The 21,061-nt window shown below is 45.0% G+C and carries 14 protein-coding genes and 1 tRNA gene; 8 read left to right on the top strand and 7 right to left on the bottom strand.

The window, feature by feature from the left end:
• Positions 1-109: 109 nt before the first annotated feature.
• Complete coding sequence (locus QUB61_RS13925) at positions 110-655, top strand: Uma2 family endonuclease (RefSeq protein ID WP_333127147.1); 546 nt, start codon at positions 110-112, stop codon at positions 653-655.
• Positions 656-717: 62 nt separating this feature from the next.
• On the opposite strand, the gene QUB61_RS13920 is transcribed toward QUB61_RS13925, so the two are convergent.
• Positions 718-1,392: a methyltransferase domain-containing protein gene (locus tag QUB61_RS13920; RefSeq protein WP_333127145.1), complete on the bottom strand. Its 675-nt coding sequence runs from the start codon at positions 1,390-1,392 to the stop codon at positions 718-720.
• A 50-nt stretch (positions 1,393-1,442) separates the two neighbouring features.
• On the opposite strand from QUB61_RS13920, the gene rfbC reads away from it, so the two are divergent.
• The 4 genes from rfbC (at position 1,443) to QUB61_RS13900 (ending at position 5,955) form a co-directional block, all read left to right on the top strand.
• A complete protein-coding gene (rfbC, locus tag QUB61_RS13915; RefSeq protein ID WP_333127143.1) occupies positions 1,443-1,988 on the top strand; it encodes a dTDP-4-dehydrorhamnose 3,5-epimerase in 546 nt (181 codons plus the stop codon).
• Positions 1,989-1,990: 2 nt separating this feature from the next.
• Complete coding sequence (rfbD, locus tag QUB61_RS13910; RefSeq protein WP_333127141.1) at positions 1,991-2,863, top strand: dTDP-4-dehydrorhamnose reductase; 873 nt, start codon at positions 1,991-1,993, stop codon at positions 2,861-2,863.
• Positions 2,864-3,070: 207 nt separating this feature from the next.
• Positions 3,071-4,888, top strand: a complete 1,818-nt coding sequence (locus QUB61_RS13905; protein ID WP_333127139.1) for a hypothetical protein — start codon at positions 3,071-3,073, stop codon at positions 4,886-4,888.
• A 92-nt stretch (positions 4,889-4,980) separates the two neighbouring features.
• Positions 4,981-5,955, top strand: coding sequence for a glycosyltransferase family 2 protein (locus QUB61_RS13900; RefSeq protein ID WP_333127137.1), 975 nt, complete (start codon positions 4,981-4,983; stop codon positions 5,953-5,955).
• 266 nt (positions 5,956-6,221) lie between these two features.
• Here QUB61_RS13900 and QUB61_RS13895 read toward each other — a convergent pair whose 3' ends face one another.
• The 6 genes from QUB61_RS13895 to QUB61_RS13870 form a co-directional block, all read right to left on the bottom strand.
• Positions 6,222-8,066: a DUF6798 domain-containing protein gene (locus QUB61_RS13895; protein WP_333127135.1), complete on the bottom strand. Its 1,845-nt coding sequence runs from the start codon at positions 8,064-8,066 to the stop codon at positions 6,222-6,224.
• A gap of 12 nt (positions 8,067-8,078) precedes the next feature.
• Positions 8,079-10,259 carry a hypothetical protein gene (locus QUB61_RS13890; protein ID WP_333127133.1) on the bottom strand — a complete coding sequence of 727 codons (2,181 nt, stop codon included), beginning with the start codon at positions 10,257-10,259 and terminating at the stop codon, positions 8,079-8,081.
• 81 nt (positions 10,260-10,340) lie between these two features.
• A complete protein-coding gene (locus tag QUB61_RS13885; protein ID WP_333127131.1) occupies positions 10,341-11,363 on the bottom strand; it encodes an SGNH/GDSL hydrolase family protein in 1,023 nt (340 codons plus the stop codon).
• 290 nt (positions 11,364-11,653) lie between these two features.
• Entirely contained in the window at positions 11,654-12,670 is a 1,017-nt protein-coding gene (locus QUB61_RS13880) for a PRC-barrel domain-containing protein (protein WP_333127129.1), read from the bottom strand.
• A gap of 68 nt (positions 12,671-12,738) precedes the next feature.
• Entirely contained in the window at positions 12,739-16,629 is a 3,891-nt protein-coding gene (gene smc, locus QUB61_RS13875) for a chromosome segregation protein SMC (RefSeq protein WP_333127127.1), read from the bottom strand.
• 139 nt (positions 16,630-16,768) lie between these two features.
• Complete coding sequence (locus tag QUB61_RS13870; RefSeq protein ID WP_333127125.1) at positions 16,769-18,022, bottom strand: transposase; 1,254 nt, start codon at positions 18,020-18,022, stop codon at positions 16,769-16,771.
• 338 nt (positions 18,023-18,360) lie between these two features.
• Here QUB61_RS13870 and murA point away from each other — a divergent pair, with 338 nt between their 5' ends.
• The 3 genes from murA (at position 18,361) to QUB61_RS13855 (ending at position 20,895) form a co-directional block, all read left to right on the top strand.
• Positions 18,361-19,779: a UDP-N-acetylglucosamine 1-carboxyvinyltransferase gene (murA, locus tag QUB61_RS13865; protein WP_333127123.1), complete on the top strand. Its 1,419-nt coding sequence runs from the start codon at positions 18,361-18,363 to the stop codon at positions 19,777-19,779.
• A 186-nt stretch (positions 19,780-19,965) separates the two neighbouring features.
• Entirely contained in the window at positions 19,966-20,835 is an 870-nt protein-coding gene (locus QUB61_RS13860) for a M48 family metallopeptidase (protein ID WP_333127121.1), read from the top strand.
• Positions 20,814-20,895: transfer RNA gene (locus QUB61_RS13855), tRNA-Leu, on the top strand. The genes QUB61_RS13860 and QUB61_RS13855 overlap by 22 nt, the downstream gene beginning before the upstream one ends.
• The last annotated feature ends 166 nt before the right edge of the window (positions 20,896-21,061 follow it).

Here is a 21,061-nt window from a genome sequence, read left to right as displayed (position 1 = left end):
TGATAACACTTAAAAGTCTAATCTACAAAGTGCGATCGCCCTTTTGTCAACCAAAGCTCGATCGCATCTGGTATCATAGAAAAAAAGTTCCCCGCCCAGACGCAAAAACATGATAACTTCTACAGTTGTTGCCCAATCGGAAATCTACTCTCTAGAAGCATGGATGGAAAGTCCACCGGATCTGCAAGAGTGGGTTGATGGCGAATTATTGGATAAAAATGGCATGACTCTCAAGCATAGCGAAGTACAGGGAAATCTTTACTTTTGTTGGAGAAACTACAAAGAATCCAGCGGACAGGGAGGAAAAGTTTATACTGATGTTCCCTGCCGCACAAACAAGCAGGGGCGCTATCCTGATGTTGCCTACCTTCCCCCGGAATTAGCAGCACAATTTGGCAATCTCAAAGTGCTGCCGCAAAGTTTCCCTTTATGTGCTGAAATTGTTTCGCCAACAGATTTGGCGGAAGATGTAATTGCTAAAGCTACAGAATATTTAGAATCGGGAAGTGAGGAAGTTTGGCTGGTATATCCTGAAAACCAATGGATTATTGTAGTAACAAAACAAACCAGAAGCATCTTTATTGCTGGGGAAGCGGTTAGCACTCAAATTGTTTTACCAGGTTTTAGCATTCCAGTAGCTGAATTATTAAAATGAGCGATTTCCCTACATTCTCATTTTCTGCCTCTGACGGCAAGTGTCGATCTTGAGGAAGATGCTCAATTGTTTGGCTTCGATGCTTTAACAAACATTTGCCCTCCCAAAAAACGCCACAAAAAAGGCAATTTTAAGTAAACTTTTAACAGTAAGGGCGAGGCCGGTCTGCCTTTCGTCGAAAAGGGTAAAAATCTCGGTACAATCAGGTCAATTTCAAACCCGACAGTTTGTAAAAGCTCTTGCAGCGATAAATGCGTTATCGGTAATTGATGGTCGATAAAATCGTAGTATTCCTTGTAGGAGTATTTAAAATTAGGCTGGATTACCAGCAGAGAACCGCTAGGCTTGAGAGCCCCGAAGCAAAAGGAGATAATTTCTACAAGTTCCTCTTTGTTGCGGAGGTGTTCAAAAAAATTTGAGATGAAAATACGATCGAACTGTTCGGTAAAAGATGTGTAAGCGTCAAAATTCAACACATCAATGTTAAGCACATTCACATCAGCATTAGCAAATAACTTTGAATCGGGATTAAGGTCAATTAAACATTTTTTTTCAGCCATAATTTGATTAATAAACTCGCAGTAACCGCCACCTATATCTAAAACTGCTGATTCGGGAGGAACATAATTTTGTAAAAAATCGTCAATTAAAACTTTCCAGAGTACCACCTTCGCTTGCATTTGTCGGGAATCAAATCGATTGGCGTACAACTTTTTGAGATATGTGTCAGTTTTCATAGTAAAATAGCCTTGACTGAGTATGAGTTTATCACGCGATACAGCCCACTATGAATGTTATATCTACTGAAATACCGGAAGTTCTGATAATTGAGCCGAAAATTTTCGGAGACGATCGCGGTTTCTTTTTTGAGAGTTTCAATCACCGAGCTTTTGTCGAAAAAACAGGTGTGACAGCAGCATTTGTTCAAGACAATCATTCCAAATCCTCTAAAAATGTGTTGCGCGGTTTGCACTACCAACTGCAGCAGCCTCAAGGCAAATTGCTGCGGGTAGTTGCTGGCGAAATATTTGATGTAGCGGTGGATATTAGACAAAGTTCGCCGACTTTCGGAAAGTGGGTGGGGTGTTTGCTGAGTGCAGAAAATAAACGGCAATTTTGGGTGCCTGCGGGATTTGCTCACGGTTTTTTAGTGGTTTCGGAGACGGCTGAAGTTTTGTATAAAACTACAGATTATTATGCACCGGCACACGAGGGGTGTATCCTGTGGAATGACCCCGATTTGGCGATCGACTGGCCGCTAGATGGTTCCCAACCAATCTTATCAGCTAAAGACCAAGCGGGACAAACCTTCAAAAAAGCTCAAGTTTTTTAACAATGAAAATTCTACTCGCAGGTGGCAGCGGACAGCTAGCTCAAGAATTGCAGCCGATTTTATTATCTTCGGGAGAGGTAATTGCGGTCGATCGCACTCGCCTCGACTTATCCCGACCCGAAAGCATCCGTCAAGCAATGGCTGAAATTCAACCGGATTTAGTCGTCAATGCGGGTGCTTACACTGCGGTAGACAAAGCGGAAAGCGAACCGGAATTAGCAAACGCAGTCAACGGCATTGCACCCGGAATTCTAGCAGAAGAATGCGAAAAAGTGGGAGCAAGTTTGATTCACTTTTCTACTGATTATGTATTTGACGGCAGCCACGGTTCTGCTTATCAGGAAACAAATTCTACGAACCCGCTGGGGACTTACGGGAAGTCGAAATTAGCAGGCGAGGAAGCAATTCGGAAAGCGGGAAACCGACATATTATTATTAGAACCGCATGGGTTTACGGCAACGGCGGCAAAGGTAATTTTGTCAAAACCATGCTGAGGTTGGGAAAGGAAAGGGAAGAAATTAGAGTAGTAGCAGATCAGATCGGAAGTCCTACTTGGACTCGGGATTTAGCCGAGGCAATTTCGCAAATTATTCCTCTCCTTGGGTCAGAAACTTTTGGGACTTACCAGTACACTAATAGCGGTGTTTGTAGTTGGTACGATTTTGCGATCGCCATTTTTGAGGAAGCAGCAAAACTCGGCCTTCCCCTAAAAGTTCAGCGCGTAATTCCCATCACCACCTCCGAATATCCGACACCCGCAAAACGTCCGGCTTTTTCAGTCCTCTCTACGGTAAAAATATCAGCACTTCTAGGCACGCATCCTCCCCACTGGCGGCAAGGGCTCAGACAAATGCTGGCAAGAGAAGTGAAATGAAAAATTGAGGAAAACTCAAAACGCGAGGGCGAGTTTTGTTCAGAAATCATCTGTTATAAGTTGTCCCGCATCTTGCGTTGTATTTTTCGGGCGGGCGGGACACCCCACAATAATTTCACCAAACTTGACTGTAAAATTTAGATCTGCTTCAGCTTATGCAAAGTTTCTCACCTAAACTAGCCCCTACCAATTAATAAAAATCTCCCCATGTTTGAATCCATGAAAGTCAAGCAACAATATATTTTAATTGCCGCATCAGTTCTCGGCATTCTAATACCAGCGTCATATATTTTGTACCTGATATCGCAAGCGGGAGACTTGTCTAATTTTGATTATTGGTGGATGACGTGGAATTTTTATTCAGTAGACGGTTTCTCTACAAATCCTTTTAATTGGATATTTCGGGCGAACGAGCATTTTGTCTTGATTCCGGCGATTATTTATGCATTAAATATAGTTTTCACCCAAGGTTCAAATATTGGTTTGTGTTTAGTTGCCTGGTTCTTGGCTTGGATTCAGTGCCACGTATTAATTGCTCTGCTGCCGTTAAATTTGAGGCGTTTTCCGCTGCAATTTATCTCGCTACTGCTTTGCATTTCTATTTTTAATTTTACTCCGGCGGCGGCTCACAATTGGATGCGGGGATTCAGCGGCGTTCACTGGATAATTGCTAATTTATTTGTGATTTGTTCGATATTTTGTTTGCAATGCTATGTGACCCTTTTGTCAAGTAAGAGGGAGGCGGAGCCTCTGGATATTCATTCCCAGGCAGAGCCGGGGAACGAGTTTGTAGGAGCCGTGCCCCCCTGCCCGCCGCATTTACAAAATAAGTGGGTAATTGGCAGCATTGTTTTTGGCGTTTTAGGCTGTATTAGTTACAGCACTCCTTTAGCTTTGTGGCCGATATTGTGTGCTGCTGCTGTTGTACTGCGGTTTCCTCAGCGAATAACTTATTTGTATTTCATTGCTTCGATTGCAGTGATAGGCATTTATTTTTTAACTTATAAAACTCCATCTCATCACCCTTCTTTAACTAAGATTAATCCGCTCAAAACTCTCGAATATATTCCCACTTATCTCGGCGGAATATTTAGCGAAAATATAATTGTTGCTTCAATTATTGGTATAATTGGTTTGGTTGCAGCGACGGGTTTTGTGGGTTATTGGCTATTTGTAAAAAAGGTCGATAGCCCGGATTGGCTGCCTTGGCTATCAATCCAACTTTACACGCTGCAAACGGCGTTAATGGCCGCGGTTAGCCGATCGGGATTTGGCGTCGAACAAGCCACCGCTTCCCGCTACGCCACACTCCCAGCTTTGTTTTGGATGAGCACAATTGTGCTGACAGTATTGTGGGTGCGCGAGTTGCAGCCAACACCAAGAATTCAAGGGCGTTGGCTGACACCGCTGTTTGCAGCCGCCACAGTCGCGATTATTTTAATGTACGGGGTGGGAGGCGAAACTGCAATGGCGATCGCCCGCAGAGCAACCTATCAACCCTTAGTAGCATTATCACTCCAATTAGGCATCACCGACGTAACGCTAATTAAAGACCGCGTAGGCAACAAACCCGCCGCTTTTCTCGGGTTAATCGACGCCTTAAAAACTAACAATTTAGTGCCATTTAACCGAGATATCAAAAAACACAATTTCTGTGCAGCATTAGCCACAAAAATCGCTCCAAACTTACTGTCAGCACCCAAAGAGGGAGTCCCCGGATATTTTGATACAGTCACCAAACTTGTACCAAAAGCAGCGAGAGTAACTGGCTGGGTAGGAGACCCCGAAAACAATGTAAAATGTATTGCCATTCTCAACCAAGAAAATGTCGTTCGAGGTTTTGCCATGTCAGGATTTCCGCGCCCAGATTTAGTTAACTTGTTTGGCCATTCCTACGAGTTCGCAGCTTGGAGAGGATACATTCAAACATCACCAACAGATAAATTATTGACAGCTTATGCCTCATTTAAAAACCGCAAAGGTTGGGTAGCTTTGCGGACTTCCCAAGTTATCGAGAAAAACTAAAAAACCTCTCTTTCTCCTCCTCTGCGCCCTCTGCGCCCTCTGCGGTTAATAAAAAAATCTCATTTACAACACAAATGAAATAGAATAGCCCTATGCCAAAACATCTCAGCTTCGTAATCCCCGTTCACAACGAAGAAGCCACCCTCAAAGTGCTGTTTGAAAAAATCCAACTTGTCATGTTTCAAACAGAAATTGACAGTTACGAAGTCATTTTCATAGATGACGGTAGCCGCGATTATTCCTGGCAAGAAATCACAGATTTAGCCAGCCAACATCCCAAACACATTAAAGCGATTAAACTGCGCCGCAACTTTGGCAAATCCGCCGCACTTTCAGCAGGATTTCGCAATGCAGCAGGGATAATTATCTTTACTCTCGATGCTGACCTTCAGGATGACCCCGCTGAAATTCCCAAGTTTTTACATCATTTAGAATCGGGATTTGATTTAGTTTCTGGTTGGCGAAAACAGCGGAACGACCCGCTTTCTAAAACTTTACCTTCCAAGCTGTTTAATGCCGTTGCGTGTTTGCTGACAGGGGTGCAAATGCACGATATGAATTGCGGCTTTAAAGCTTACCGTAGGGAAGTTTTGCAGTCGATTAAATTGTACGGGGAATTGCACCGCTACATTCCAGCCTTAGCAAACAATTTAGGGTTTAAAATTGGGGAAGTAGTTGTGGAACATCATCCGCGCAAGCACGGAAAATCGAATTACGGCTGGGAACGTTATGCGCGGGGATTTATTGATTTGTTGACGGTGTTAGCCACGACGCAGTATTTACACAAACCGGGTCATTTGTTTGGGGGTTTGGGATTGTGTTTTGGCTTGGTTGGAACTGTTTCTCTAAGTTATTTGATAGTTATTTGGTTTCTGAATTTGGCGGGGATGAATTTTGGGCCTATCGGGAATCGACCTTTGTTATTTTTTGGCATTTTGTGTACAATTCTGTCGGTGCAGTTGATTTCTTTGGGGATTTTAGCTGAGTTGATTGCGCGGAATGTGGATGCTGATTATGTGGACAAGCAAATTAGCGAAATTATTGATGATTCGGGTTTTGATATTTAACCGCAGATTAAGGCTGATTAACGCTGATTAACGCAGATAATATCAATTCCGGTTACACCGGAATGATGGGGAGTGGGGAGTGGGGAGTCGGGAGTCGGGGAATGTGGAATTAGTGACCTTGACTTTATCATTCCAATGCAACCGGAAACGATATAAATCGGATCTTGAAATTGCTTCTACACAAGCAAAGTCTGCCTCCGCAGACTAAGATAAAAGTCATATTTGGATTTAACAAGTTTTACCAATTACCTATTAGCAATTATTTATTACCTAATTTTATACAGTATCCATTTGCCTTGTTTGTCTGCGATTTCCCCTTGAATGTTTGGGTGCCAGTCAGTACGAGTCAGGATATAATCGGCATGATAGTTTCTGGCTACTTTGACTAAATCCGCACTGCTGCGTCGGATGAATAAGTCATTTCCTCCCCAAATCATTTGCGGGTTTAAGGGAACCCCTAAAACAGCTTCCATGCGATTTTGCCATTCTTTGATGCCTTTTTCTGTCAGGGGAGAGTTCTTGAAATTAACTACTATAGCTCTCTGAGAGAAAAACTGGAAGCTGGTAACTGAAGGTGGAATTAATACCAGTGCATCTTGACTGCTAATTTGTGAAAATCGCACAGCTAATTTGTTTAAGTCGTCGCTGGGAACGGCATTAATATTAACTTTTTTTTGAAATAGGTCTAACATTGGTTTTGGTAAAATTCCTGCTACCCCAAAAACTAAGATGGCGGTAGTTGCTAAAGCTAAGGCATGGGTGAGAATTTGTTTTATTGGTTGAGAAATGGATGTTTTTTCTAAAATAAAAGGCAAGGCAATAATTGAGAAAAGGATAGGTATGCTAATTATACGATCGCCTATTATTTCTCCTGAATTAGTCAGCGGATATATCAAGCTGAAAGTTAATGTTCCTGCCGTGAAAATCCACGGCAAAATAGTGTATCGTTTGGGAATTATATATTTTTGGGTTTGGCAAATTGATAAAAATACAAATAAGGCTAAAAATAAAATACCTCGGTTAGGTAAAGTGAGGATAATTAACAGCAGCAAACCAATAGCTAGCTGTTTTGCATGGTAAAGTCGATCGACTAGCAAGCTGATGGCAATAAATATAATTATTTGAGCAAAAGGTACGGTTCTAGCTAACTGGAGTTTGGCAATTAAAGCCAGTGGGTAAACTTCTACAAATATGTAATTCAGCAGCAGCGCAAAAATTGAGGTACTAATAATTACATAAAAGTTAACTTTGTCTTCTTGGCGCAGTAAATCGGCATTTCTGATGCACAATAAGCCACCAATGATGAAACATATAAAGTTGAACCAACTCCCAATATGCCAATTTGACGGGAGGATGTGGTGAGGATTCCGTACTTTTGCGTGAATGTATACAAACTCAGCATTCTCAATAGTTTGAGTGCCGGTAGTACCTGTTAGTAACATTGGCAAATAAACGATACTTGCCATTGCTGCTAAAAGTGCGATCGCCAAAATCAATGTTTTAAACTTCCGCAGTTTTACAGATTCAATAAATAAAACGGGAACCATCATCAATCCCGGCAACAAACCCACTAAGAATTGCAGCAGACAAGCCAGTCCAAAAAAGAAATACCCTGTCAGCCATTTCTGACGCAAACTAAAGTAAATTCCCCAGATTGCGAAGGCCATCGCGAAGGTACTGGGTACTGATTTTGTGGAAAATATCAGCGTGTTACCAACATCTGTAAATGAAGAGGCTATACATAAAAAAGCCATCGCTGCTGCTGGCAGTTTGGAATTAGTATAGATATTGATAATTGCGTAGCAAGCTAGGATAAAGGAACCGAATGCTAGGAATTGATAAATAAAATGCACCAACGGGATACTTAACCCTAAGTTGGCTAAGAAATAAATGATATAATAATAGTAGGATCTCGGATTAAATTTCACCATTTCCTGAACATGATAGTCATTTTTGTAGAGTTCAGGATTTAGCAGCGATAGGATTTGTGGCAATTCTGGAAAGTTGCCTCCTAGGGGAAAAATATAGCCAGTTGCTATCAGGGAGCCGATGATGACAAAAGTATAGAGAGATAGATTAAAATACCATTTAGATTTTTGATGTTTCTGCATTGAGGGTTCAATTTACCTATTGACAGCTAAATTATTAATCTCCAGTTGGCATTGGTTTGTTAAATCCTGTTTGCTGCTATTCAATACCTCAAGCAGCAGATAAAGTGGATTTTTGCCCTCAACAAATAGATTTAAGCCGATCGCACTTTTTTGACTGTAAGCCATCTCTGCTGAGTCTACTAATTTACCTTGCTTGTCCCACAAAGTCAAGCGCAGGGCAATTCCCGGACATTGTTTGTTAGGTAAATTGAGTTTGCCGGTAACTTTCGCTTTGTCTGAGATGGAACCTAAATACAGGAAAGATGTATCGAGTTTCTTGCTGTTTTTAATTGGATGAGTTACAATATTATATAGGTTATCCGATTCTTGACTGACTGAATAATTGGCACTTGTGTAGATTGATTGATGCAAACTAATCCAATCTAACTGCGTGCCCGGTCGATCGACTATTTGCCGCTGCATCGCATCCAGAGTCCTAACTGCCGTTGCTGTATCAGTCGGCCGCATCCTCCGGTAAACGCTGACTGTCACGCCGTTTTCTAGCTTAAACTGTTCCGGTAGCACTTGGAAATCCCGGGCAATCTCCCAGTTTTGAGTAAAGGCATCGTACACAACTTTAACAACATCTTGTTCGTGCGATCGCAAAACTTGTTCGTCTGTCGGTAACACCTGCTGAAAAGGTACAGCAACCACCGCATATTGTGACTGCAACAACTCCGGTAGCGGGTAAGTATCGCGCGAGTCAATTTGCGGTCTCCCGATTGTATTTAATTTCCACCAACCCTCCGGCGGGTTTAATTTTCGGTTGGCTTGTCTGAGGATGTTAGCATTGAAATTGTTAGAAGCACCGACCATATAAATCGGTTCTTCGTTGGGTGCTAATTTTCGCAGAAACTCTACTAATTTTACAACTTCGTCGTAGTCCGATCGCACTAACGGCGGAAAATTAGCGATAAACAGTCTTGACAAATCAATTTTGACAGGAATTAACCCGACTGCGGCATTCAAAAGCAGGTACAAACCCGCCGCGCCCAGCATGAAATACCGGACTTTTCCCTTGAGTGTCAGCCAAGTTGTCCAGAAAAATGTGGATATTCCTAAAAGTGCGATCGGTGTAATATGAATTGTATAGTGCAAGTAGCCGTAACGCAAGACTAACAGCCATTCAATCAGCGACAAAACCCCAAACAACGAAACAAAAATAGCCGCCGCCGGAACCAGCATTCGGGTGAGAATTCCCGCAGAAAAACCAATCAGTACCAGCAGCCAAGTCCCCAAACCGTAAAAATCCGCATAACGAGTTAAAATATCATTTACAGGCAAACTCCAAGCGACATACAAATTGCGGTAGTCAACCGTCAGAGCACTGCGAGTAAAATCTCCCGCTACCAACATTAAAATAGTCAAGCTAGTTGCAGCTATTAACCCTAACTTTACACCGGATTCAAACAAGCATCGGTAGGGAAACGGCACTGCCACGTCCTTGTCTTTTGGAGACGACAATGCCGTTTCCCTACGGTATATTAGTACAATAAACTCGATGAAAACCTGTAAAGTCGCGGCACCAAAAAATGCGATCGCACTATAAGCAAAATGGCGCCGCCACAGAATAGCCGCCGCCAGCAAAAACCCAATCAACGGGATTTTCCACCAAGATTTCAGCTTAACATCCTGCAAATAAACCCAAATTGCCAAGGCTACAAACACACAGCCGCCAGTATCCAGATATCCCCGCAGAGTCGGTATCCAACTCATAGGAATTAATAAACTCAGCAGCACAGTTGACCAAAACACCCGGCGGGAATAAACTGGAATTAGCTTTGCAGAAATTGCCCCCAGCAACAGGCGAAACGGCAGCACATAAATCAGGGATACGCTGAGAATGTAACTCAGCCGAGACTCGCCAAATAAGAGAATAAACGGCACTAACGGCAGAGAAATTAACAGGTTTTTTTCCTTAGATAGCGATTCTATAACTCCGCGCCATGCTTGATATGGCGAGTCTCGAAACAAATTTGCCGTGTTGACTGTAGCCGTATAGTATCCCGCGTAATCCCACCAATAAAAAGTATGTTCGCTAGATACATAGATTGATGTTACTGCAACTGTTACGAGAACAACTAAAAACAGAAAAAAAACATCAATCAGATACTTGCGAGGCAACTTAAAAGAAACAAAATCCAATAATGCCATTACTCTCGTAACCCTAAATAACTTCTAAACTTCCTCTTTCTCTCTTCCTTCGCGCCCTTCGCGCCTTCGCGGTTCGTTAACTTACCTTAAAACAGTACCTTGCAAAAAAAACTGTAACTTTTCTGCATATTGCCGATTCGCGATCGCACTTGGATGAAGGTCATGAGGTAAATTATTATTGGCAGGTATTTTCAAATCAACCGAAATATCCGCGGTAGCAATTCCCTCCTGACTTAACTCCTGCAACATCTTAGCAGAACCGCTATTAATTCCCACCACAACTAACTTAACACCCTTAGCCTCAGCCACACGGTTAAACTCTTCAATAATTGCCTTAGAAACCTCATGGCTTCTATACAATCCCTCTTCAAATTGATTGTAATTAACCTCCAAAAAATGGCTTAATGCAGAAAGGCGCATCAGGGGGAACTCGCGATATTCAAGTTTTGCCATGCTGTAGGTAAAATTATTTTCTCCATTCAGCCTAGCATCAGGCTGCAACAGAATACCGAGTTTATTCCAAGCAGCCATTTGCTTTCTCCTCGCCCTTAACAAAGTATTGCGACGGTCGTGAAATCCCGCATAAGCAATCACCGCAATTTTTGGTTTATTTCCTTGTTTGAGTGATTCTTTGAATTGAATCAACGAGTGCAGCGTGCCGTAGCCGTTAACGCCAAAATTAACTATTTCATATTTGGGTAATTTCTCTTGCAGCAACCAAGCATAAGTTTGGCTGTCATTCAATGACCAACCGTAGGTAAAAGAACAGCCAAATATCCAAATCTCAGGTTTTTTTGAGGATTGATTGTAAGTATTGAGTGGATGTGTTATTCTGAGACTATTATTGAGGTGAATTGCATTAAATGAGTAATTGCCGTTAAGTGTTACCTTAAATTTTCCCGGCAAATGTTTGTAGCCGAGTTCCGAGTCTTTGGTAAAAAAGTTACCTTTTGGTTCGACGGCAACATCAACATTTTCTATTTCCCAGGGTTTGTATCCCGCAACTCGCAAGACGATTTCTGCACTGGTAGCAGATAGAAATATTGGAAAAATTAGATAAGTTATTAACCTAAAAATAGAGCTTTTAATAAAATTTTTTTTCATAATTTATCGTAGGGGCGGGTTTCACCAACCATATCGGCGTAAGACCAACAATACAATCAACCCGCCCCCGCCCAACGAATAATCGGAATCTACATTTTTTTGGATGAGCTCGAACCTGAGGTTAATCTAGATTATCGGCTGTGTGGGTGCGGGTTTATCTAAATTGTGTGTGAACCTCAAATATTGTTTTTAAAACCCGCCCCCCAGAGCCATTCTAGGGGCGGGTTTCACCAACTATCTATGTCTAAAACACACAATCTCGTAAACCCGCCCAACCGATGGATTAATTTCTAATAACCAGGCTCCTCCTCGTACTCAGGAGTCTTAGTCTTCTCAGGGATATTCACCCGAGGAGCCTTGTAAGGCTTCGGCGCCTCATCGTCAGCCCAAGCATCGGCCTCCACATCATCTTCGTACTCGTACTCCACCACCGGCTGCTTCGGGCGAGAACTCTCAGACCGAGTGTACTGTGGCTTCTCCTCGTACTCCTCCTCGTAATCGTCCTCCTCGCCGCCCCAATTATCCTCTTCGTAATCCTCGTAATCCTCGATAATCGGCTCAGGCTGCACCGCGCGCATCGGCTGGCGCACCGGAGCCCGATTCCACTGCAAATCCTCATCCCAAGGAACTTCCTCCACCGCAGGCGCCGCTACCTTGCTGCGCATTTCCGGTGCAGGTATCCGCACGCCCGGGCCCAATTGATTTGCTGTAGCCACGGGTTTCGGATAATAACCTTGCTCGTCCTCTTCTCGTTCCCAAGGTGCTTGACCCAAACCGACGCGCTCGAGCAAACCCACACTAAGCTGCCTGAGCCTTTCCTCGGAACCTTCAAAGACAATCAAGCGATTCGGACCGCTGCTGACAATTTCCTCAATCCCTAACTCGTAAGTGCTGAGAACTTGGTCGGGGATTTGGGGGATTCCTAGGGAAGCGATAATTATAGAAACTAACTTACCGTCTTCGGGGTCGAACCTAAAGCCCCGCACTCTACCCAAAAGTTCGCCGGTTTCGGTAATAACTTCGCTGTTAATCAAAATGCTGTAGACTTCAACATCAACATCATCTTCGATCGCGCTCTCATCTTCCACCAACAGCACGTCGCCGATTTCGCTGACATTGCTGAGGAACATAAACCTCGGCATTCCAGCGACCGCGAATATATTATCTCGCAGACCGATCGCCACAACTTCCCGCCGATCAATGTCCACCCACAATTGACTAACCACCCCCAAGCGTTTACCTCTGTCGCGGGTGATGACTTGAGTGCCGAGAATGTCGGAGCGTTGGCAAATTTGTTCGGATGTCATTGTAAGTTTAATCCTGATTTATTAAGTACATATATCACTCAACACGATAGTTAACAGACACTCCGGGACTATAGCTTCAGTCCTATGACTTGAGTATAAGCTCCCCGTGCTTGAGTAACACCTATTGTACGCTGTGCCGATTGAATCATAGGTCGCCGCAAACTCACAACAATAAACTGGGCTTGTTCAGACTGTCGTTTTATCATTCTAGCTAATCGCTCCACATTTGCCCCATCCAGAAACATATCCACTTCATCAAAAGCGTAGAACGTAGATGGGCGGTAGCGTTGCAGCGCAAAAATAAAACTCAGCGCCGTCAACGACTTTTCGCCTCCAGACATGGAAGCCAGCCGCTGTACGGGTTTGCCCTTCGGGTGAGCAACCAAATTCAAGCCGCTGCTGAAGGGGTCTTCCTGGTCATCTAGCTGGAGATAGCCATCGCCTTCGGAAAGTTCCGCAAAGATAGTCTGAAAGTTCTCGTTAACCGCGTCGAAAGCTTCCTTAAAAGCGCGCCGCCTGAGCGTGGTAAAGTTTTCGATTCTCAACAGCAGTTCAGTGCGTTCTCCTTCTAATGTTGTCAATTTTTGACTCAATTCAAGAAGGCGTTCTTGAGTGCGGTTGTACTCTTCCAAGGCTAGCATATTGACCGGTTCTAGGGCTTGAATGCGTTTGGCGATCGCCTTTACTTCTTGCTGCAATTCCGTTAAATTGGCTTTCTCGACATTTTCAGGAATCGACGGCACGGGGTCGGGCATTTCCGCGCGCTGCGTTTCCAATAGAGTGCGGACTGCGGCTAATTGTTCCCGGCGTTCTTGCTGGGTTTCGTGGAGTTTTTGCAACTGCCATTGTAACTGCTGTTTGGCTAAATGCTTCTCTCGCAGTTGAGATTCCGCCCGATCGCGCTCTCCCTTCTGCACGCCCAATTTTTCCTCAATTTCCCCCAAAGCGGCCAGAGCTTCGGCAATTTGCCGGTCGAGTTCTAACTCCTGCGAAACAATGCGATCGATCGCATCCGCCCCCGCGTTTTGCTGCACTTGCCATTCCTGCAACTTCTCGCTGCCTTCCTTAATTTTCTCTGACAAACGCCCGAATTGATTTTCCAAGTCTCCTTGGCGCTGCTGGACGTTTCTCAGAGCCAATTCTCGCTCTTGCAGCTGCGCTTCTAGAGCGCGCAAACTCGATTGCATTTGCTGCCATTCGCTGTGACTGTTCGACTCTTCCAACTGCGCCAAAGTTTCCCGGTACTGCTGCAATTGAGTTTCCTGTGCGGGCAATTCTCCCTCCAGCAACTGCAATCTCGATCGCGAATTAGTTAATTCCTGCGTGTTTTTCGCAATTTGCGATCGCACTTGTGCCTGTTGCGCTTGCAAATTCTTAATTTCTGAATCCAACTGTTCCAAGCGCAACTGATTTTCGCGTAAATTCTGTTTCGCTTCCATCAATTCTTGGCTGCGAGTTTTGACTGAAACAGACACGCGGTCGATCGCAATTTTGCACCTTTCCAAAATCCGCTCAATTTCCTCCAACCTTTCTTGCAAAGAGGCAATCGTCCGGGCTTCACTATCCGCCTCGCTAGCATCAACCGTGCCAAAATGCAAGGTTGATCTGTTAGTAGAACTTCCCCCTGTCATCGCCCCGCTACTTTCCAAAATTTCCCCGTCCAAAGTGACAATCCGGTACTGTCCCAAATAGCGGCGGGCGTCGCTGAGGTTGCTAAACACAACCGTACTGCCAAAAACGTAAGCAAAAATTTCCTGATACCGCGAATCGCAATCAATTAAATTAACAGCCGCATCCACAAACCCAGCCGCGCGCCGCAAATTTTCATTCACCGAAAACCTGCCGCCTCTAATCTTATTCAAAGGCAAAAACGTCATCCTTCCCGCCCGTTTTTGTTTCAGCAATTCGATCGCAGCAGCAGCCACGCTGTCATCTTCCACCACCATATTTCCCATGCGGCCGCCCGCCGCTATTTCCAGCGCCAACTGATAGCGCGGTTCTACCCTGCCCAGTTGAGCCACCAAGCCGCAAACTCCGCCAATTCCGCTTTGCGCGACAATTTTTGCAGTAAACGTTCCCGTCGCTTCTTGCATTGCTTGAAACTGCACTTCTAGTTTGTCTAATTTGCGCTGTCTTTCCCGCTGTTCTTCCAACAAACGAGTTTGCGTTTCCTGTTGCAGTTGCAATTCTTGTTCGGCTTCGACTAAAATCTGATTCAGCGATTCTACTTGCAAAGATGCAAGGCTTTTGGTTTCCACAAGGCGGGATTGCTGAGTTTTTTTCGCTTCAATTTCCTGTTCCAATACTTGCAGCGATTGGTTTTGTTCTTGAATTTGGCTTTCCAGGCGATCGGCTCTTTCTCCGATAGTAGCTTGTTCTGTACGCTGCGGTTCCAAAGTTTGTTGAATTGTTTCGATTTGGCGGTGCAGTTCCGTTTGCTGCTGTACCCAAACTTCGGCCGTCGAGGCGATCGCATTTGCAACTTCCCGATTTTCATCTAAACTTTGCTGGGCTGCCTCCCGCTGTTCCTGAAAACTCCCCTGCTGAGACTTAACATAAGATATTTCAATCTCAATTTGCTCCAAACTTTGCCGAAATTGCCGAACTTCTGACTCGGTTTGTGCTATATTAGCCGCCATTTGCCCAGCAGTTATTTCTAAATCCTGTTTGCGGTTTTGCAGTTGCCGCCGTTCCGCTTCCTGAGTCGCAATCGTCGCTTGCAAAGCCAACAGTTCCGACTCTCCCAAAGCTTTAACGCGGGCATTCAGCGCGTCAAGTTCGGCGGTTGCTTCTTGAATTTGGGTACTAATTGTTTGCAGTTGTTCGGTGAGAGAGGCAGAAGTGCGATCGCCCGTTTCGATTTGTTCTCGCAGTTTCCATTCTTGCTGCTGCAAGTGGCGGAATTTCAGCACAATTTCCCACTGCGACTTTTCTTGAAATTCCGCCCGCAATTTTTGATATTTTTCCGCTTTTGTGCGATCGGAAGCAAGTCGATCCCGCTGAGAAATCAGCTCTTTTTCCACAATCCGGCTGCGTTCTTCCACCTCCTTAACTTCATCCAACTTCTGCCTAGCTAAAGAGATTTTGCGATCGAACTGAGCCACCCCAGCCAATTCATCAATAATTTCTCTGCGTTCCTTAGAATTCATCGAAATAATGCTGGTAACGTCTCCTTGCAGCACGACGTTATAGCCTTCGGGATAAATTCGCAAGCGGTTGAGTTGTTCGTGAAGTTGAGTCAGGGTGCAAGGTTGGTCGTTAATGTAATAAGTTGAAGTGTAAGTACCTTGGCGAGTTACCCGAAGTTTGCGCGTCACACTCCACTCATCCGATTTTCGATTTTCGATTTTCGATTTTCGATTGGTAGCGAGTAGTTGTCCGTTGTTGTCTTGAGTTGCTGCGATTTCAATCTCTTCGACTTCTTCAACAGATAACTCTTCCGATTTTCGATTTTCGATTTTTGATTTTCGATTGACAGGAGATGATTGGCCGTTGTTGTCTAGAGTTTCGGCCGTTTCTATCCCTTCGGCTTCTTCAACAGAGAGAGGCGGTTCTGGATTAGCAGCAGGTGATTGTCCGTTGTTGTCTAGAGTTTCGGCAATTTCTATCCCTTCGACTTCCTCTGCTTCAGAGGATAACTCATCTGCTGCATTTTCATCCTCATCTTCATCCCGGGCGAACCATTCCTCCCCCACATCTTCCAGCGCAAAAGTCGCAGTAACGCTAGCTTCGATCGTACCGCGCTTGTTTTGGGCGCTGTTGACCAAATCCGGCAAACGTTCGGCCCGCATTCCCTTAGAAGTCGAAAGCCCCAGACAAAACAGCAAAGCATCGAGGATATTGGACTTGCCAGAACCGTTGGGTCCGGAAACCACAGTAAAACCCGGCAGCACGGGAATGGACGTTGTGCCGCCAAAAGATTTAAAGTTAGTCAGTTCGATCCGTTTAATGTGAACCATATGCTAGGAGTAGCTTTGGCTCTAGGTTGTAGTCACAGGGTAGCACAGGCAATGGGGTGATGGACAATGTGTTAACTTTCTGGCATGGTCGATCGAACCGATATCTTACAGTTCACAAAAAACCGGGCAATGCTTGACATTACCGGACTTTTTGTGTTTTTTTTCGTACAGGATTGACCCGCACAGGTGAAACTGCAAACACCTCTAAACGGTTGCTGCACCCCTCAAAGGGTGAGTTTCCGCTTACTTTTCTAATCATATTTAATGCTGCATTCACATCAGCATTAATCGGAGTCCCACTCACTGACCGAAACAACCCGCGAAACACTCTCTTACCCTGGTAAGACTCTTGCTTACCGACAGGCTCTAAATCTAAAAAACTGCACTTACTTGTATAAGATTCTTCTGTAACTGTTACCTCGATACCCACTAACTGAGCTTTGTAGGCGATCGTGTCTATTAGCTTGGCATGAGGAATTGAACAAAATGTCTGGTTAGTTTTTTTTCCTAACTCTACATTTTGTTTCCATTTCTCATTTTTGCCAATTACTAACTGCCCTATTTGCTCCTCCACCAAGCGCTTGACAATTAAACTGCTGGTTTGATGAAGGTAGTTTTCTACTCGCTTGTTTCGCTTTAAGGTGATTTGCTGGATTTGGCGGGTGGTATATTTTCCTGTTTCTAGTTGCGACTGTAGAAAGCTGGCGCGCTTGTTGAAACCTTGATTGATTGATTTGAGATGCTTTCCGTCATAAATAGTTGGCCTAAATGTGGGCTTATTTGATGCCATTGCCACGAGGTTATCAATCCCTAAATCTATACCTGCTATGAATTTGGGGTGGAAATCCGCCAGGGTAACGGGCTTTTCATAAACTACCTCAACTATGTAGGTTGCGGTTTTTGGAACTATCCTTACCTCTATGACATCTTGTGCTTTGGTGGCAATTATTATGTCGGTTCCCGATAAATGAAGTCGCCCGTTATTTTTCTGTCTCCCTCTTTGTCCTATGGATTGGTTATCGTAAATTAATAAGTTCCTTCCGCAAGTTTTATGTTTATATTTTGGAATTTTGGGGCGGGATGAAAAGTTCGGGATCTCCCGGCGATCGGCTTTTATTGACTTTTGCCAAGCTGACCAATCGTGAATAACTTGTTTGAGAACTTGATTGCTAACTTTGGCGGGTAAGGATTTATAGTCGGAGGTGGGTTTGACGATAGCATATAACTGTTTGAGACTTGAATCCGAGTCCGCGCTCGACCCAGACTTAAAGAAGTGTTGCCTCATCCAATAGTTAGAATGATTGTAGAGGTTTTTTGACAGGAAGGATAAGCGATCGAACTGTTGAAAAAACTGATGCTGTCTGTCTATGTAATGTCTTTCAACAACCATCATATTTTCTTGGGGGAGAAAAGTTTTTTTGGTTTAAGTCCGGTAATGTACGGTAAAATCCCGGGATTTTGTTATCTAGTGTAACACCTTTGTCAACAACCCAGCCGGCTTTTACTTAAAAAGTTCGTTGACAAATGTACAACATCTGTGATGCGAGCGACCGCCACAAAGGAACGTAAATTTTGATACAGATAACTTCATGAGACTCGATCGGCATTATTTGTGCGATCGTACCTGAAAGCCTCACCCAGACTCAATGGCAGGAAATATAATGCCTGGAATTACTCATGTGCCCCCTAGACATATAAAAACTTTCCGGTAAAATCGAACCAAAATTAATAATGTATAAAGTAACGAAGCGCATTATGGAGGCCAAACCCATTACACCAGCTCAGAACTCGTCTAACCTGCCAGCTTCACCTGAAAGCGACGAACAAGTATTACAAATTTGGGGTCGGGAGCCCCTTAAAGGACACGTCAAAATCAGCGGCGCCAAAAACTCGGCTTTAGTAGTCATGGCAGGAACCCTGCTATGCCCAGAGGATTGCCGTCTCCGCAACGTTCCCGGTCTAGTCGATGTCGCCCGCATGGGGCAAATTCTCTCGGCTGTAGGAGTCAACTTACAGCAGAACGGAGACGTTTTAGACATCAACGCCAGCAACCTCATAGACGCTCAAGCCCCCTACGAATTAGTCAGCCAACTGCGGGCGAGCTTCTTCATCATCGGGCCACTGCTAGCGCGTTTGGGATTTGCCAAAGTACCCTTGCCCGGTGGGTGCGCCATCGGCGCCCGACCCGTTGAACTGCACGTTCGCGGTCTGCAAGCCCTCGGCGCCGAAGTCCACATCGACCACGGCACGGTTCACGCTTACGTCAAAGGGCCGAACCGCCGCCTGAAAGGAGCCAAAATTTATTTGGACTACCCCAGCGTTGGCGCAACTGAAACTTTGATGATGGCGGCGACTCTGGCTGAAGGAGAAACCGTGATTGAAAATGCGGCTCAAGAGCCGGAAGTCGCAGATTTGGCGAATTTCTGCCGCGCTATGGGAGCAAAAATTCGAGGCGCCGGCACGAATACGATCGTCATTTCGGGAGTTCCCAAGCTGCACGCAGTAGACTATTCCATTATTCCCGATCGCATTGAAGCCGGAACATTTTTAGTAGCAGGAGCCATCACTCACTCCGAAATCACTTTGTCGCCGGTAATTCCCGACCACCTCACCGCAGTCATTGCCAAATTGAAGACAATTGGGGCGAAAATTATTGCAGAATCCCCCGAAATTTTGCGGATAGTTCCCGGCCAAACTCACTCGGCCACAGACATCGAAACTCTGCCTTACCCAGGTTTCCCCACAGATATGCAAGCTCAGTTTATGGCTTTGCTGACCCTGAGCCAAGGAGACAGCTTGATCAAAGAAACCGTGTTTGAGAATCGCTTGCGCCACGTAGCAGAGCTCAACCGCATGGGCGCCGACATTCGCCTTAAAGGTAATGTAGCGATTGTGCGCGGAGTATCCATGCTGTCGGGTGCGCCAGTAGTGGCAACTGATTTGCGGGCTTCGGCGGCGTTAGTGCTAGCGGGACTGGCAGCCGATGGTGTCACCACCATCAGCAGCTTGCAGCACTTAGACCGCGGCTACGAGCAGTTAGAGGTGAAACTGCAAAAATTGGGAGCTAAGTTGCGGCGCGTCAAAGAGGGCACAGACCCGGCGACTGCTGAGGCTCCTGTCAATCCCGTGCGATCGGGTTTAAACTGTTAATTAGTCATTAGTCAGCAGTCATTAGTCATTAGGAAGAAGGAAAAAGGAAAAAGGAAAAAGGAAGAAGGAAGAAGAAACAAAAATAATTCCACCTTTTTCAATTGCCAATTGCCAATTCATAATTCCCACTTCCCAATGACCAATGACTAACGACCAGTGACTATTGACTAATGACTCAGGATTAAAATGTCGAACATACCGCTCATCGGTTTGAAAGCAGACCAATTTCGCCACCCGCTAGACTTGGAAGCCACCAGCACTCTCAAACAACTGCCCGGCCTGGATTTGATCGTGCGGCAGTTGCTGGGACAACTTGGCGAACAGTTTTTCATGCTCGAAAATCTAGCCTCCAGCGTCCAAGTCGGCGAAAATCAATTGCCCCACCTGCATCAATTGCTGTTGTCAGCCTGCACAACTCTGGATTTGGAGGTGCCGCAGCTTTATGTCCGCCAGCATCCGATGCCGAATGCTTACACCTTTGCGATGCGGGGAAAACAGCCTTTTGTGGTGATGCACACTTCTCTGATTGATTTGCTCACAGACGAGGAAGTTAAGGCAGTAATCGCTCACGAGTTGGGGCATTTGAAGTGCGAGCACGGAGTTTACCTGACTCTGGCTAATTTAATTGTGTTGGCCGCCGGTCAAATTTCGCCTGTGGGAACCGTGCTGGTGCAGGGTTTGCAGGCGCAAATGTTGGAATGGTTGCGGTGTGCCGAATTTACGTGCGATCGCGCCGCCTTGCTCGCCACCCAAGACCCAAAAGTGGTAGCATCGGTGCTGATGAAACTGGCCGGAGGTTCGCCGACTTTAGCTCCCAAACTGAATGTAGATGCGTTTTTGGCGCAGGCCCGGGCCTACGACGACCTCAGCAGCACTCAACTCGGAGAACTGCTCAAACAAGCTCAGACGGCTCAGTTGTCCCATCCTGTACCAGTATTGCGCGCCAGAGAGATCGATCGCTGGGCAAGTTCAAAAGATTATGAATCTTTGCTTGCAGGAAATCGATCGGTGTGTTATGATGGTGAAACCCAAAAGGGCGGGTGGCGAAATTGGTAGACGCATCAGACTCAAAATCTGACACCGAAAGGTATGAGAGTTCGATTCTCTCCCCGCCCACTGCTAAAAAAGCTTAATAAATCTAGGGTTCCAGATGATAAGTCTGGAACCCTAATTTATATGGCATGGGGAATTAGTCATTAGTCATTAGTCATTAGTCATCAGTCATCAGTCATTAGTCATTAGTCATTAGTCATTAGTCATTAGTCATTAGTCATTAGTCATT

The sequence above is a fragment of the Microcoleus sp. C2D2 genome (genome assembly GCF_036702495.1).
Lineage (GTDB): Bacteria > Cyanobacteriota > Cyanobacteriia > Cyanobacteriales > Microcoleaceae > Microcoleus.
This window is presented reverse-complemented; position numbering and strand designations above follow the sequence as displayed.

Coding starts and splice junctions, on each gene's coding strand:
- QUB61_RS13885 (WP_333127131.1), bottom strand. CDS start 11,363: ATGAAAAAAAATTTTATTAAAAGCTCTATTTTTAGGTTAATAACTTAT.
- QUB61_RS13870 (WP_333127125.1), bottom strand. CDS start 18,022: ATGATGGTTGTTGAAAGACATTACATAGACAGACAGCATCAGTTTTTT.
- QUB61_RS13920 (WP_333127145.1), bottom strand. CDS start 1,392: ATGAAAACTGACACATATCTCAAAAAGTTGTACGCCAATCGATTTGAT.
- murA (WP_333127123.1), top strand. CDS start 18,361: ATGTATAAAGTAACGAAGCGCATTATGGAGGCCAAACCCATTACACCA.
- QUB61_RS13900 (WP_333127137.1), top strand. CDS start 4,981: ATGCCAAAACATCTCAGCTTCGTAATCCCCGTTCACAACGAAGAAGCC.
- QUB61_RS13895 (WP_333127135.1), bottom strand. CDS start 8,066: ATGCAGAAACATCAAAAATCTAAATGGTATTTTAATCTATCTCTCTAT.
- QUB61_RS13890 (WP_333127133.1), bottom strand. CDS start 10,259: ATGGCATTATTGGATTTTGTTTCTTTTAAGTTGCCTCGCAAGTATCTG.
- smc (WP_333127127.1), bottom strand. CDS start 16,629: ATGGTTCACATTAAACGGATCGAACTGACTAACTTTAAATCTTTTGGC.
- QUB61_RS13905 (WP_333127139.1), top strand. CDS start 3,071: ATGTTTGAATCCATGAAAGTCAAGCAACAATATATTTTAATTGCCGCA.
- QUB61_RS13880 (WP_333127129.1), bottom strand. CDS start 12,670: ATGACATCCGAACAAATTTGCCAACGCTCCGACATTCTCGGCACTCAA.
- rfbC (WP_333127143.1), top strand. CDS start 1,443: ATGAATGTTATATCTACTGAAATACCGGAAGTTCTGATAATTGAGCCG.
- QUB61_RS13860 (WP_333127121.1), top strand. CDS start 19,966: ATGTCGAACATACCGCTCATCGGTTTGAAAGCAGACCAATTTCGCCAC.
- QUB61_RS13925 (WP_333127147.1), top strand. CDS start 110: ATGATAACTTCTACAGTTGTTGCCCAATCGGAAATCTACTCTCTAGAA.
- rfbD (WP_333127141.1), top strand. CDS start 1,991: ATGAAAATTCTACTCGCAGGTGGCAGCGGACAGCTAGCTCAAGAATTG.